General features: G+C 64.3%; 14 protein-coding genes. 7 read left to right on the plus strand and 7 right to left on the minus strand.

All coding sequences use genetic code 11. The annotated features are described in order from the left end of the window. Positions 1-123 precede the first annotated feature (123 nt). A complete protein-coding gene (locus EOB36_RS00095; protein WP_128283994.1) occupies positions 124-852 on the plus strand; it encodes a class I SAM-dependent methyltransferase in 729 nt (242 codons plus the stop codon). 81 nt (positions 853-933) lie between these two features. Here the strand turns inward: EOB36_RS00095 and EOB36_RS00100 are convergent, their stop codons facing one another. Then, entirely contained in the window at positions 934-1,857 is a 924-nt protein-coding gene (locus EOB36_RS00100; RefSeq protein ID WP_128283995.1) for a LysR family transcriptional regulator, read from the minus strand. A gap of 93 nt (positions 1,858-1,950) precedes the next feature. On the opposite strand from EOB36_RS00100, the gene EOB36_RS00105 reads away from it, so the two are divergent. After that, on the plus strand, positions 1,951-2,787 hold the full coding sequence (locus tag EOB36_RS00105; RefSeq protein WP_128283996.1) for an NAD(P)H-dependent oxidoreductase: 837 nt from the start codon (positions 1,951-1,953) through the stop codon (positions 2,785-2,787). A gap of 50 nt (positions 2,788-2,837) precedes the next feature. Here the strand turns inward: EOB36_RS00105 and EOB36_RS00110 are convergent, their stop codons facing one another. Next, complete coding sequence (locus EOB36_RS00110) at positions 2,838-3,563, minus strand: 3-keto-5-aminohexanoate cleavage protein (protein WP_128283997.1); 726 nt, start codon at positions 3,561-3,563, stop codon at positions 2,838-2,840. Between the two features lie 309 nt (positions 3,564-3,872). Here EOB36_RS00110 and EOB36_RS00115 point away from each other — a divergent pair, with 309 nt between their 5' ends. Next, a complete protein-coding gene (locus EOB36_RS00115; RefSeq protein WP_128242204.1) occupies positions 3,873-4,298 on the plus strand; it encodes an OsmC family protein in 426 nt (141 codons plus the stop codon). Between the two features lie 44 nt (positions 4,299-4,342). Further along, the gene (locus EOB36_RS00120; RefSeq protein ID WP_128283998.1) at positions 4,343-4,870 is read left to right on the plus strand and encodes a hypothetical protein; all 528 of its coding nucleotides are present in this window, start codon (positions 4,343-4,345) and stop codon (positions 4,868-4,870) included. Between the two features lie 30 nt (positions 4,871-4,900). On the opposite strand, the gene EOB36_RS00125 is transcribed toward EOB36_RS00120, so the two are convergent. After that, a complete protein-coding gene (locus tag EOB36_RS00125) occupies positions 4,901-6,256 on the minus strand; it encodes a sigma-54 dependent transcriptional regulator (protein ID WP_095489188.1) in 1,356 nt (451 codons plus the stop codon). Continuing rightward, entirely contained in the window at positions 6,256-8,115 is a 1,860-nt protein-coding gene (locus tag EOB36_RS00130) for an ATP-binding protein (protein WP_206637129.1), read from the minus strand. Before EOB36_RS00130 ends, EOB36_RS00125 begins: the two co-directional genes overlap by 1 nt. A gap of 229 nt (positions 8,116-8,344) precedes the next feature. Here EOB36_RS00130 and EOB36_RS00135 point away from each other — a divergent pair, with 229 nt between their 5' ends. Beyond that, entirely contained in the window at positions 8,345-9,688 is a 1,344-nt protein-coding gene (locus EOB36_RS00135) for a dicarboxylate/amino acid:cation symporter (protein ID WP_095489190.1), read from the plus strand. 487 nt (positions 9,689-10,175) lie between these two features. Beyond that, positions 10,176-11,240, plus strand: a complete 1,065-nt coding sequence (locus tag EOB36_RS00145) for a glycosyltransferase family 2 protein (RefSeq protein ID WP_128284000.1) — start codon at positions 10,176-10,178, stop codon at positions 11,238-11,240. A 47-nt stretch (positions 11,241-11,287) separates the two neighbouring features. Here the strand turns inward: EOB36_RS00145 and EOB36_RS00150 are convergent, their stop codons facing one another. Beyond that, a complete protein-coding gene (locus EOB36_RS00150) occupies positions 11,288-11,533 on the minus strand; it encodes a DUF982 domain-containing protein (RefSeq protein ID WP_128284064.1) in 246 nt (81 codons plus the stop codon). A 317-nt stretch (positions 11,534-11,850) separates the two neighbouring features. Here EOB36_RS00150 and EOB36_RS00155 point away from each other — a divergent pair, with 317 nt between their 5' ends. Then, positions 11,851-12,639: a fumarylacetoacetate hydrolase family protein gene (locus EOB36_RS00155; RefSeq protein WP_127203953.1), complete on the plus strand. Its 789-nt coding sequence runs from the start codon at positions 11,851-11,853 to the stop codon at positions 12,637-12,639. Here the strand turns inward: EOB36_RS00155 and EOB36_RS00160 are convergent. Together EOB36_RS00160 and EOB36_RS00165 are read right to left on the minus strand one after the other, a co-directional pair. Further along, complete coding sequence (locus EOB36_RS00160; RefSeq protein ID WP_128284001.1) at positions 12,636-13,442, minus strand: ABC transporter permease; 807 nt, start codon at positions 13,440-13,442, stop codon at positions 12,636-12,638. The two genes, EOB36_RS00155 and EOB36_RS00160, sit on opposite strands and share 4 nt — an antisense overlap. Beyond that, the gene (locus EOB36_RS00165; RefSeq protein ID WP_127292976.1) at positions 13,442-14,275 is read right to left on the minus strand and encodes an ABC transporter permease; all 834 of its coding nucleotides are present in this window, start codon (positions 14,273-14,275) and stop codon (positions 13,442-13,444) included. Before EOB36_RS00165 ends, EOB36_RS00160 begins: the two co-directional genes overlap by 1 nt. Positions 14,276-14,287 lie beyond the last annotated feature (12 nt).

The following is a 14,287-nucleotide window of genomic DNA, read 5'->3' on the forward strand; positions in this document are numbered from 1 at the left end:
TGCAAAGCCGGGCAGCCCAGGTGGACATTACCGAGGCACGGGCTTCCCCTTGCTGTGTCTCGCCCATCGGCACTAAGCCTCAACCTGAACCAAAGGTCCTCCAAGCCCCGAAACGGAAGCTCAATGGCACAGAATATCTATGACAGGCCTGAATTCTTCGCCGGCTACAGCCAGATGGCACGCTCGGTTCACGGCTTGGACGGCGCACCCGAATGGCCGGCAATACGCGCACTGCTTCCCGATCTCGACGGTAAGCGCATTGTCGATCTCGGTTGTGGGTTTGGCTGGTTTGCCCGCTGGGCAAAGGCGCATGGCGCAAGGCATGTCCTTGGGCTGGACCTTTCCCGCAACATGATAGAACGGGCCAGAGCCGACACCAGCGACCCGGATGTCGACTATGTCATCGCCGACCTCGACCGCCTCGAACTGCCCCAGGCATCGTTCGACTTCGCCTACAGCTCGCTTGCCTTCCACTACATCGAGGATTTCGACCGGCTGGTGAAGACAGTGCATGATGCGCTCCTTCCAGGCGCGCACTTCGTCTTCACCATCGAGCACCCGATCTACATGGCACCGTCTCACCCAGGCTGGTCGGTCGATGTCGACGGCCGCAAGACGTGGCCGGTCAATCGCTATAGCGTGGAAGGTCCGCGTACCACCGACTGGCTCGCCAAGGGCGTGCTCAAGCAGCATCGCATGCTCGCAACGACGCTGAACGCGCTGATCGAAGCGGGTTTCACCATACGCCGGGTCGAGGAATGGCGCCCAACGGCCGATCAGGTCGCGCAGGCTCCTGATCTTGCCGACGAACTGGAGCGGCCGATGATGCTGATTGTCGCGGCGCAACGTTGAGCGCCGTTTTGGTGGCGGCCTTGACGAGGCCGGTATCCCGGAAGTCGGGGGTTCTGCCAGTGCCGCAGCCGACCGAGGGCATTAACGCGGCTTCTGGATACCGGGAATGCCGCCGATCCGCTCGGCGAGAAAGTCGACCAGCAGCCGGACCCGGGCAATGCCCGCGCGCTCCGGGACGATCAGCATGCTCAGCGGTACGGGAGGCGGGGCGTAGTCCGGCAAGACCACTTCCAGCCGGCCGCCCCCCAGAAGATCGTCGACAAGCCAGTGATGGGCGGGCGCGATACCGCGTCCGGCGATGAGGGCCTCGCGCGCGGCAAGTCCATGGTCGACACGAAATCGGCCGCCAAAAGGCACCGCCTGGCGTTCGCCCTCCGGCCCCTGCAGGGCGAGCGTGTCGCTTCCCGCGATGTTCGACATCCGGATGCCTTCATGACCAGGCAGATCCTGCGGGCCAGCCGGTCTGCCCCGCGCCGCCAGATAGGCTGGCGCGGCCACCAGCAGACGCCGGGACTGCCCGAGCGCCCGTAGTTTCATCGAGCTGTCGGTGAGCGGACCGAGGCGAAGCGCGATGTCGACGCCCTCCCGCACAAGGTCGATGCGTTCGTCGGTGAGGCTGAGATCGATGCCGATGTCGGGATAGCGGTCCTGAAAGGCGAAGATCAGCCGGCTGATGTGCAAGACCCCGAGTGCCGCCGTGCAGGATATCCGGATCGTGCCGGCCGACGCGCCACGCGTGCCCCGCGCTTCATCGCCGGCTTGCTCAACGAGGCGCAGGATCTGGATGCTGTCGGCATAGTAACGGCTGCCTTCATCGGTCATCGTGACACGCCGGGTGGTCCTGCTGAGCAAGGGCACGCCGATGGCCTCCTCGAGCTCGCGCAGATGCCGTGTGACCGTCGACTGCCCAACTCCGAGCTCGCGCGCCACCGCCGAGAGGCTGCCGCGCTCGGCGACGCGAACGAAGGTGCGCATGCGCTCGAGGGTCACATCGGATCTATCCATTATTCGGCATAATCTTATGCATTACCTAGACATAGCGGATTAGCCCGGGGCTGGCTACCTTTCGCGTTCATTGTCCTTCTTCGGAGTTGACCCATGAAAGTCCTGCTTGTTTTTGCTCATCCTGAACCGCGTTCGCTCAACGGCGCACTGCGTGACGTCGCCATCAGGGAACTCGAGGCCAAGGGCCACGAGGTGCGCATATCGGACCTATATGCCGATGGCTGGAAATCCGAGGTGGACCGTGCCGATTTTCCGTCGTGGCCGCCCGAAGCACGCTTCCTGCCGGCTGGGGCCTCCAAAAAAGCTTTTGCGACCAACACTCTGACCGATGACGTTAAGGCGGAGATCGACAAGCTGCTTTGGGCCGACACGCTGATCCTCCAGTTCCCGCTGTGGTGGTACGCCATGCCGGCGATCCTCAAGGGCTGGGTCGATCGGGTGTACGCCTACGGCTTCGCCTATGGCGTCGGCGAGCATAGCGACAAGCGGTGGGGTGACCGCTTTGGTGAGGGAACGCTCGCCGGCAAGCGCGCGATGCTGATCGTGACCACTGGCGGCTGGGAAGAGCATTACTCCGCCCGCGGCGTCAACGGCCCGATCGACGACCTGCTGTTCCCGATCAATCACGGGATTCTCTATTATCCGGGCTACGACGTGCTTCCGCCGTTCGTGGTCTACAGAGTGGATCGTTTCGGGGAGGCCGATTTCGAGCCTGTCGCGGAGCGCCTGCGCGAAAGGATGCGGACGCTCGAGACAACCCGGCCGATTCCCTATCGGCAGCAGAATGGCGGGGACTATCACATCCCGAGCATGCAGCTCCGCCCCGAACTGGGCGATCCGCGCGCCGCGGGTTTCGCGCTTCATGAGGACCGTGCCGGCGCCACCGCCAAGTCGGCGACGCCGCGTTCGACTTTGCGGGACGTGGCCTGACGCAAGGTCCCGAAAAAATCGGGCAAGGCGCCCGAAACCTATGGGATGAATCAGCGACCGGCCCGGAAGATCGCCACCGCCGCGGCCGTCAGTGCGGCGTTGCCTGATGCCGTAGTGCCGTCCGGAAGCGCCTTGCCGTCTTCCAGCCCGACACGCGTCGACCAGTTCCGCTCCGCCGCCCTGCGCACGAACGGCCACACCGTGGCGTCGGCGCCGTGCAGCAAGATGGCGCGACGCAGCCCGGCGCGGTCGAGCACCGCCGCGATACCGTCGCTGACCTCCAGTGCCACGTCCAGTTCCTGCTCCGATATCTCGATCAGGATGCGCAGCACCTGGCTGCCATGGTCGAGGCGGACCAGGCGCTCGGCGTCAGCGACGGAGGCGAGCCCGGCCTCGATGCCGATGCCGCGCTGGCGCAGTCTCTGCATGACCTCGGGCGCGGCCTTCTCGCTCAGATTGACGGAGGCATAGTCGGGCAACTCGGTCCAGCCGGCGATCGCCGCCAGCGTGCGCTCATCGTCGTTCTCGATCCAGGCGCCGGTCGATACGCCGATCAGCGTTCCTGGGCAGGCGCGGCGCAGCGCCAGCATGGTCGGGTCCATAGCCTCAGGCGCGAGGCTTTCGCGGCCATCGAGCCCGCGCGCATGGACATGCAGCTCGGCCGCACCGGCGGCCACGCAGGTCGCGCCGTCTCGCGCCATGGCGTCCGCGTCAAGCGGCAGTTGAGGGTGGAAGTCGGCGTTGCGTGCGCCATTGATGCAGGTCTGGACAATCATGGAGGCGGCGGCCTGGTTGCGGATGCAACCAGTCTAGCGCACGCCCCCGAAATCTGGAATCGGGTTCGGCGCGCCTCCTGACAGACGGATGCGGCCTGACCCAAAGCAATCCGGCAGGATGTGCCTCTATCATCCTTGTCCAGTCACGATCTTGTTGGCAGGCGAGATATGGGTATTTGACGCAGAGTGGGGAACTCAAGCAGCACTGCTGAACCGGGTACCTTGACGATCGTCGGCGGATGCTGCGGTATCCGGCCTCGAGCACGCATGGGCAACGCCATGCCCGGCCGGCCGAAAGGATATTTGCGAATGAGTGAGCTCAAGGTCAGGACCCGACCGACCGGCGCGGTTGCCGTGCTGTCGCCGGGCAGCTTGCCCGTCGTCACCACGCCGACCGGCGGCATGGTCGACGTCGTGACCGGTGCCAGCGCGCCGGGCTTCAATCCGCTCGACCTTCTCTATGCCTCCGTGGCCGCCTGCATGGTGCTGAGCGCGCGGATCGCTGCCACGCGCATGGGTGTCGCCGCCAGCCTCGGCGAGGTCCGTGCCGATGTGAGCGGCGAAAAGGCGGCGGGCGACGTTTCCCGCATCGGCCAGCTCACGATCACACTCGACATATCGGGCGATCTCGACGAGGCCACGAAAAAGCGGATCGTCGAGGACGCCGAAACGATCTGCACGGTCAGCAACACGCTGCGTGAGACGCCTGAGCTTGTCACCACGCTCGCCGGCTGATCGCATCCTGATTGCCCAGTTTCACGCATCCTCCGAGGCCGCCCATGGCACGCATTTCCCCGATCGACTATGACACCGCCTCGCCTGAAATCCGTGCGGCGCACGACGAGGAACTGCGCTTGCGCGGCCGGATGACGAACATGAAGCGCATCCTGCTGCATTCGCCGGCCGCCCATCGCATCTATGCCGAGTGGTTCACCTTGCGCGACCTGCTGCGACCGGATCTCGACGATCGCGCCATCTGGCTGTTTTCGCTGACGATTTCCGCGGCGTGCCGGGCCGAGGTGCCGGTGACCTTCTTTCGCCGCGCGCTGATCGATATGGGGCTCGATCCCGACAGCATCGAGCCGACAGCCGATGAAGCGCTGCTGATTGCCTTCGGCAAGGCCATCGCGACTGACGCCAATGCCATTCCCGATGAGATATGGGCCGAACTGAAGGCCCGCTACGATGAGCCGCGGCTCGTCAACCTGGTCGCCTTCGCCGGCATCATGGTGGCGACGACAGTATTCACCAAAGCGGTGAGCGTCGACCTCGATCCGGAGCTCGAGGCTTACCGCAAGAAGGCCTGAGGCAATCGAAGCCGCCGCGCTGGGCGACCTTTATCGGGAAAACTCGCTGCGCACGATGCCGTGGCGCTGGAGCTTGTCGTAGAAGGTCTTGCGCGGAATCCCCAGCGCTTCGATCGTGCGCCTGACGTCGCCCTCGTTGCGGCCAAGCGTCTCGCGAATGATGTCGGCCTCGTAGCGCTCCAACCGCTCCGGCAGCTTCATGGCGGCATCCGGCTCAGCTGGGGCAGGGGATGGCGTCGCAGCGTCTTCCTCCAATCCAAGCACAAGCCGCTCGGCGAAATGCGCGAGCTCGCGCACATTGCCCGGCCAGTCATGTTCCCGGAGATGGCGGTGCACCGCGGCCGGGACAGTCGGCACCGGGCGCCGGAAGCGGGCGGCGGCGCGCTCGGCGAAATAGAAGAACAGCAGGGCGACATCGTCGCGGCGCTCGCGCAGCGGCGGAATGGAGATCGTCACAACGTTGAGCCGGTAGTAGAGGTCCTCGCGGAACGTGCCGCGCTGGCGCGGATCGCCGAGATCGACCTTGGCGGCCGCAACCACGCGCAGGTCGACCGGCCGCATTTCGTTGGTGCCGAGCGGGGTGACCTCGCGCATCTCCAGCACGCGCAGCATCTGCACCTGCGTCGAGACCGGCATGCTTTCGATCTCGTCGAGGAACAGCGTGCCGCCGCTGGCGTGCTCGATGCGGCCGATCCGCTTCTTCTGCGCGCCGGTGAAGGCGCCGGCCTCGTGGCCGAACAATTCGCTCTCGATGACCGTCTCCGGCAGCGTGCCGCAATTCAGCGCAACAAAATTGCCCCTGGCGCGGCGGCTCCAGCGATGCAGAAGGCTCGCCACCACCTCCTTGCCGGAGCCGGTTTCGCCGGTCACCAGCACGTCGACATCGGTGTCGGCGATCTGGCGCAGCGTGCGGCGCAGCCTTTCCATTGCCGGCGTCTGGCCGATCAGCGGCAAGCCGTCCTGCGCTTCTCCGGCCGCCTCGCGCAAGGCGCGGTTTTCCATCACCAGGCGGCGCTTCTCCGCCGCGCGGCGCACGCTCTGCACCAGCCGGTCGGCGGCGAAGGGTTTTGTGATGAAGTCGTAGGCGCCGTCCTTGATCGCCTTGACCGCCATGGCGATGTCGCCATGCCCGGTGACCAGGATGACCGGAATGTCCGCGTCCAGCCGCAGGACGCGGTCGAAAAGAAGCAAGCCGTCGATTTCCGGCATCCTAATATCCGACACCACCACGCCGGCAAAACCGGCGTCGAGCCTGGCCAGCGCCTCGGCCGCCACCGAAAAAGCCGATACCGAAAAGCCGGCAAGCTCCAGCGTCTGCGCGGTGGCCCTCAAGAGATCGCTGTCGTCATCGATCAGAATGACCGGCGCTGCGTTGTCGTTGGCCATTACGCTGCTTTCAAGAGATGGATGGTGAAGCGGGTGCCGCTGTCGTCGCTCGAAACCTCGATGCGTCCGCCATAATCGGCGACGATATCCTTCGAGATGACGAGGCCGAGGCCGAGGCCTTTTTCCTTGGAGGTGTTGAACGGCGTGAACAGCGATCTGAGAATTCCTGGCGGAATGCCCGGTCCGTTGTCGGACACGCCGACCGTCACGCCGTCCGCCGTCTCCTCGACCGAAACCCGCACCTTTGCGTCGTCGCGGCCCTCCAGCGCCTCCAGGGCGTTCTGGAAGAGGTTGATCAGCACCTGTTCGAGCCTGACCCGGTTGCCCATGACCTTGAGCGCAGGCGGCGGCAGGTCGATGACCAGTGCGTCGAGCCGACCGGCAAAGCGGCTTTTCAAGAGCACGACGGCGCCTTCGATGACGTCGCGCAATTCCACCGGCTCGGCGGCGGTGCGGCCCTTGCGGGCAAAGGCCTTCAATTCTTCGGTGATGGTGCCGATGCGTTCGGTCAGCGCGGCTATGGCGCCGAGGTTTTCCTCGGCCGGCGCTGTCTGCTTGCGGTCGAGGAAGGTGCGGGCGTTGTCGGCATAGGCGCGTATGGTGGCAACCGGCTGGTTGATCTCATGCGCGACGCCCGCGGCAACCTGGCCGAGGATGGCGAGGCGGTTCGCCTGGACGAGATCCTGCTGCACCACCTGCAGCTTGGCTTCGGTGCTGCGGTGACCTGATATCTCGGCCTGCAGCCGGTCGCGGGCGCGGCTCAGATCCTCGGTCCGTTCGACGACGCGGCGTTCGAGCTCGGTGCGCGCCGCCTGTTCGGCGGCGATCCGCATTTGTCCCGACTGCCGACGCCACAACAGATACGCAGCAAGGCCGAGCAACGGGACAACGACGCCGAGTGCAAGGAGCCGCATTTCACGGACCGCGGCGGCGATCGGCGCTTCAGCCGGAACGAGATAATCGAGCCGCCAGGGGGTCGAAGGGACCGGTGTGGAAAGCCTGAGATATTCCGCGTCGCTGCCGCCGGGCGTCACCGCGTGGACGATCGAGACGTCCGGGCTGAGTGCCTGGGGGCGCGTGATCGGCAGCGGCATCAGCGGTGCGTCGCCGAACTGCTGGCTGTTCTGAATGGCGGCAAGATCAGGCCCGGCCAGCGGCGTCGCCGTCATGAAGCGCCAGGACGGCACGCTGGTGATCAGGACGACGCCCTTCTCGTCGCTGACATAGGCCGGGCGGTTTGCCTCGTGCCAGTCGGTTTCGAGCTGATCGAATTCCGCCTTGACGACGACGACGCCGAGCGGGGCGGCAGCGTCGCCGACGCGGCGCGAGATGTAGAGGCCGGGACGCTTGCTGACATTGCCGAGCGCGAAATATTCGGCAGTGCCGGCCTGCATCGCGCCGGAGAAATAATCGCGGAACCGGTAGTCGTTGCCGACGAAGCTGATCGGCTCGCGCCAGTTGCTGGAGGCGATCGCCAGCCCGTCGGTGCCGATGACATAGAGCACCGAAGCCTTGGTGCCGGAGACCAGCCCGTCGAGCTTGCGGTTCAGCACATCGACCGCCGCAATGCTTTTCTGCGCCAGCGCATCGCGCACCTGCTGGTCTTCCGACAAAAGCAGGGGCAGGGCGCGCGGGCTTTCCAGCACGGCGCGCAGCAGCGCGACCTTCAGATTGGCATCGGTGCGGCCCTGCGCCGCCAGTGCCCCGAGCTCAGTGGCGCGGCCATAAAGGCCGGCGCCGTGAAGTGCGGCCGTGGCGATCGCAAGGGCGATGGCCGCAAACAGCAGCCAAGCACGGCGCGCCCGCCTGCCGAGTTGCTCGGGCGTCGACGGCAAGGCGGCGGCGGGGCGTTGCAGCATCACACATTTGTGCATGATTTCGCACAAAGAACAATTCGGTTACGCGAATATCCGCACTTTCTGTGCGCGAGACGAAACCTTGGGTCCGAGAGTATTCAATAAAATCAAACGGTAGGCTCTTTTCCGCGCACTTGGCACGGCAGTTGCAAACACGAATTCAGCGGTCGTGAGGCTGCTGGGGGTGGTCAATGCAATTGCTCCGGGAGGTCGAGCTTTCGATCGGAGCACAATGGAGGACGTCATGCAGACAGCATTCGCTGCCGCCGAGCCGCGCGGCAAACTTCCCTTCTACCGGCATCTCTATGTGCAGGTGCTGGCGGCGATCGCCGCCGGCGTGCTTCTCGGCCATTTCTATCCCGAAACCGGTGAGGCGATGAAGCCGTTCGGTGACGCCTTCATCAAGCTGGTGAAGATGGTGATCGCGCCGGTGATCTTCCTGACGGTGGCGACCGGCATTGCCGGCGTTTCCGACCTGCAGAAGGTCGGCCGCGTCGCCGGCAAGGCGATGATCTATTTCCTGGTGTTCTCGACGCTGGCGCTTGTCGTCGGTCTCGTCGTCTCCAATGTCGTCCAGCCCGGCGCCGGCATGCACATCAATCCGGCCACGCTCGACGCCACGAAGGTGACGGGCTACGCCGAGAAGGCGCATGACACCACCATCGTCGGCTTCCTGATGAACATCATCCCCGACACCATCACCGGCGCTTTCGCAAAGGGCGACATCCTGCAGGTGCTGTTCTTCTCGGTGCTGTTCGGCGTTGCCTTGGCCATGGTCGGCGATCGCGGCCGTCCGGTCGTCGATTTCCTGCAGGCGCTGACCACGCCGATCTTTCGCCTCGTCGCCATCCTGATGAAGGCCGCGCCGATCGGCGCCTTCGGCGCCATGGCCTTCACCATCGGCAAATACGGCATCGGCTCGATCGCCAACCTCGCCATGCTGATCGGCACATTCTACCTCACCGCGCTGCTGTTCGTGCTGGTGGTGCTTGGCGCAGTTGCCCGCTACAACGGCTTCTCGGTCCTGGCGCTGATCCGCTACATCAAGGAGGAGCTGCTGCTGGTTCTCGGCACCTCGTCCTCGGAAGCGGCATTGCCGGGCCTGATGGCCAAGATGGAGCGTGCCGGCTGCAACCGATCGGTGGTCGGGTTGGTCATCCCGACCGGCTATTCCTTCAACCTCGACGGCACCAACATCTACATGACGCTGGCCGCGCTGTTCATCGCGCAGGCGACCGACACGCCGCTCACCTTCGGCGACCAGATCCTGCTGCTCGCCGTCGCCATGCTGAGCTCCAAGGGTGCCGCCGGCATCACCGGCGCCGGCTTCATCACGCTGGCCGCGACGCTTTCGGTGGTCCCCACCGTGCCGGTCGCCGGCATGGCGCTGATCCTCGGCGTCGACCGCTTCATGTCGGAATGCCGGGCGCTGACCAACTTCATCGGCAACGCGGTGGCGACGGTGGTCGTGGCGCGCTGGGAAGGGGAACTCGACCAGACCAAGTTCGCTGCCGCAATGGCCGGCGACTTGCCCGAGGAAGCCGACCTGTCGCTGCCCGGGCTGCAGCCCGCCTGACCGTTCAGGTCTGCATGGTCATAGCCCGAAGCCGGCTTGCCGCCGGCTTCGGGCTACCTGCCGCCAATCTCCAACATCCGCGATTATCCACAGGCCACGCCGCTGCGCGCCTGCCTCGATGTAACAGGCTTGTGAGCCTTGTTCCTGGCACGGGGCTTGTTCCAGCCGTATTTGAAGGCCAGTATCCGCCATGCCTTCAAGGCGCCCGTCCACTTCGATCCCGATCTGATCGCGACCGAAGGCGAGACATTTCCGTCGGGCTCGGTTGCGACCGGCCGAAACCGTCGGAGCTTTTGCTGCCGCCGACCTGACCAAAGCGGCAGCCCTCGAAGGCAATCGCGGCCTCAGTACGAAGTCGCAAGAGACGTGACTCGTCTCCTGATGGAAGGCGCAGGCTTTCCTCTCAGGAACTCGTCGCGCTTGAAGAGGGGGCAGGCCCGTGAGCGGGCTTTTGCCGAAACCAAAGCAAGATGCGAGGTCAAACGCGATGCAGTCTGTACCGAGGATTCCGGTATCCATCATCATTCCGAACTACAATTACGCGCGTTTCCTCAAACGCAGCATCGACAGCGCCCTGGAGCAGGACTACGCGGACGTCGAAGTCATCGTCGTCGACGATGCATCGCAGGACAATTCCACGACAATCATAGAATCATATCGCGGCGAGATCGTCGCGTGTCCGCGAGCGCAAAATGGCGGGCATGCGGCGGCATTCAACACCGGCTTTGCGGCAAGCTCCGGCAAGATCGTCCTCTTCCTCGACGCCGACGACTACCTCTATCCGACCGCCGTTTCCACGATCGTCGACACCTGGGATGCGGCAACGGCCCAAGTGCAGTCCAGGCTGCATATCGTCGACGAGCGGCAACGCATCAAGGATGTCTTTCCGCCGCCCGAATTGCCCTTCGACAGCGGCGACGTCATGCCGAAACTGCTGCACAAGGGCCGCTATCAGACAACCGTGACCAGCGGGCTGGCCTTTGACCGCGCAACGCTGGAATCGATCATGCCGATTCCGGAGCCGGAGTTCCGCCAGGGCGCTGACGGCTATCTTGCAACGCTGGCGCCTATGTACGGGCACGTCCAGTCCGTTGAGGAATGCGTCGGCGCCTATCGGATCCACGGCGCCAACCATTCGGTCTTCGGTGAAAAGCTCGCCGAGCGGGCGCGCTGGAGGGTAATCCACGATTTCCGCCGCATGCAGGCGTTGTCGGACCAGGCCTCCGAGATCGGCCTGACTGTCGTGCCGTCCGAGGCTGTCCGCCACGATCCGGTCCACCTGGAAGAGCGACTGGCATCGCTGTGCGCAGACAGGCGACTGCACCCCGTGGCCGACGATTCCCGGCTGGCGCTCGGGGCGGCCGGCGCCGTCGCCAGTCTCGAAATGACAGCGTCCCTGCGACGGCGCGCCGTGCTTGCCGCGTGGTTCCTATCGGTCGGGGTGTTGCCGCGGAAAATGGCGACGGCGGTCCTATCGTGGAAGCTTGACGCATCGTCGAGACCGGCATTCCTCAGCCGTTTGTCCAAGACTATCCGCCACGCCATGGGATAGGGCGACGCCGTAATATAGCCGCCAACTATCCGGCTCTGTTCGGCGGCTCACTCGACCAGAACATGCGCCTCCCGCGCGGCTCCGACAAACGCATCCCTGGCGATTTCGGCTGAAACATCGCCGCTCATGGCCCGGCGGCATGCGCGCAGCGCTGAGCTGTGTTGCAGACTGCCCGCATCCCGCCACTGGCCCGCCAGTAGTTCTACTGCCTGCTGTGCGCTCAAGATGTGTCGGGTCGCGCCGGCAATGCCGACCGAAACTGACACCGGCCTGGAAAACCATCCTTGATTCATGGTGAAGCCCCTGCTGTCGAACACTCTAAAACGCATCCGATGGCACAAGGTTTCCTTGTCACCAATCACCACGGCGTGAACCCGGTGATGGAGACGCCGCCCGCTGTTCCATCTCGGAAAGACAATCGGCGACGGCACTGCGATCTGCAGTCCGGCTATGATGCCTGGTATGCGGAGCGTGAATGTGGACTCGCGATTCCTGGTCATCTATCCTTGCCCCATGTGTGGACGGGTCCACTAGCAGAATGTTCCTTGCCGGCTCCTGATCCACGAAGCGACGGGTAGTGAGGCGTCTTCTTTGATTTCCGGAGCTGACGATGCTCGATCCAGAAAAGGCCAGGGCCGCGTCCCAGTTGTTGGTGAGCCATTGGGAGAAGGGCACCCGTCTCGACGCCATACCCCAGGAGTTACGGCCACAAACGCGCATCGAAGGTTACGCTATCCAGTCGCATGTGATGGATCGTTCGGCGGCTCCGCTTTTCGGTTGGAAGATTGCCGCAACCAGTCTGGCCGGACAAAGGCACATCAACGTCGACGGCCCGATGGCCGGGCGTCTCCTGGCTGAAAAAGAGATTGAGGTCGGTGGGGCCATTTCCCTGGCGACGAGCAAGATGCGCGTGGCCGAGATCGAATTCGCTTTCCGTTTCGGCCGCCAACTGCCGCCTCGTCCAGCACCCTATGAAATCGCTGAGGTGATGGATGCCGTAGCGGCCTTGCACCCCGCGATCGAAATACCGGACTCACGATACGACGATTTCTGCGCAGTCGGGGCGCCGCAGCTCATAGCGGACAACGCCTGTGCCAACCTGTTCGTCATCGGCCAAGCTGCAGAAGACGATTGGCGCGACGTGGATCTCGCGAAGCACCCGGTGGTCGCTTTCGTTTCTGGAAAGTCGCAGCATAACGGAACGGGGGCAGCTGTATTGGGCGATCCTCGGATTGCGCTCACATGGATCGTCAATGAACTGTCGGGCCTGGGCATAGCACTCCAGCCGGGACAGATGGTGATAACCGGCACCTGTGTGACGCCGATAAGCGTCGAGGCCGGTGACAAAGTCACCGGCGATTTAGGCAGGTTTGGCCGCGTCTCGGTGAGTTTTGTCTAAGGCGCCCCGCGCAGCCTGACCACAACACTGCGCACCACAAGCACCAGCACCGTGATGATGATCAGGATCACCGAGAGTGCTGCGATCGCCGGGTCGATGTTGTCGCGCAGGCCCATCCACATCAGCCTTGGCAGCGTGATGGCGTTGACCGAGGTGATGAACAGGGTGACGCCGATCTCTTCCCATGAGAGCACGAAGGACAGCAGGGCTGCGGTGATGATGCCGAACTTGATATTGGGCATGATGATGCGGGTGGCGCGCTCCCACACCGTGGCGCCGAGGCCGCGTGCGGCAAGGTCGATACGCCGGTCGAGCTGGCTTAGCGACACCAGGATCAGCACCGTGGCGAAGGGCACCGTCATCACCGCATGCGCCATGGCGACACCGAGCCAGGTGTCATAGCCGAAGAACGAGCTGACGCCGGAAATCGAGGTCAAAAGAAAGTAGAGCGTTATTGCCGAGACCACCGGCGGCACCACCATCGGCAGCAGCACGAAGCCGACGAGTGCGGCGGTGAAGCGCGGCTGGAACATCCACACACCAAGGCTGAAGCAGAGCGCCAGCACGGTGGAAAAGGCGCTGCTGACGACGCCGATCCTGATCGAGAGCAGGATCGAGTTGATCCAGCGCGGATCCTCGATCAGCGCCCGGTAGTGGCGCAACGACAATTCGCCGGACGGCATCGCCAGCATGCGGGTCGGCGTCAGCGACACCGGTATGACGGCAAGCAGCGGCAACAGCAGGAACAGCGCCACCAGCGCGGCGAGGATCAGCGAGACGGGGCCGGGGCGGTAAGTCGGCATCAGATCAGCTGCTTCGGTCTGACATAGCGGAACAGTAGCGCCATCAGCGCGCCGACGAACAGCACAAGCACGACACTGATCGCCGCACCCAGCCCCCAGTCCGGGCTCTGGAAGATGCGGAGATAGATCAGCTCGGCGATCATCACGCTGCGGCCGCCGCCGAGGATCGCCGGCGTCACGAAGAAGCCGAGTGAAAAGACGAAGACGATCAGCGCCGAGCCGATGATGCCGGAGCGGGTCATCGGCACGAAGACAGACCAGAAGGTGCGCATGCGGCTGGAGCCGAGCCCGCGCGCCGCCAGCAGCACCCGGTCGTCGAGGCTTCGCATGGAAGACGCCAGCGGAAACACGGCGAAGGGAATGAGGAAGTGCGTCATGCCGACGATAACGCCGAATTCGTTGCGCACCAGCGTCAGCGGTTCTGAGATGAAGCCGATCGCCTGCAGCCAGGTGTTGAACAGGCCGCGATTGGAAAGCAGCGCCACCCAGCCGAAGGCGCGCGTCAGCACCGAGATCCAGAACGGCACCAGGATGCAGAACTCAGCGACGACACGCTGCGCAGGCGTGCCGCGCACCCACACCACGGTGATGGCGTAGGCGGCGGCAACCGAAACGATCGTGACGATTGCCGCGATGCGCAGCGTGCGGACAAATACCGACTGCACCAGCGGGTCGCTAAGCAGCGTGCCATACTGGCCGAGCCCCGGCTCGGGCAGCGTGAAGCTCCAGTTCACGACGCCGAAGAATGGCCAGGCATAGGCGGCGCCAAGGAATAGGAGCAGCGGCGCCATCAATAGCGCCGCGCCCATCCTGTCGGAGAAGTATGCTTTCATCTCGGCCCGGTT

Origin of the sequence: Mesorhizobium sp. M6A.T.Cr.TU.017.01.1.1 (assembly GCF_004023115.1) — a bacterium.
Taxonomy (GTDB): Bacteria; Pseudomonadota; Alphaproteobacteria; order Rhizobiales; family Rhizobiaceae; genus Mesorhizobium; species Mesorhizobium mediterraneum.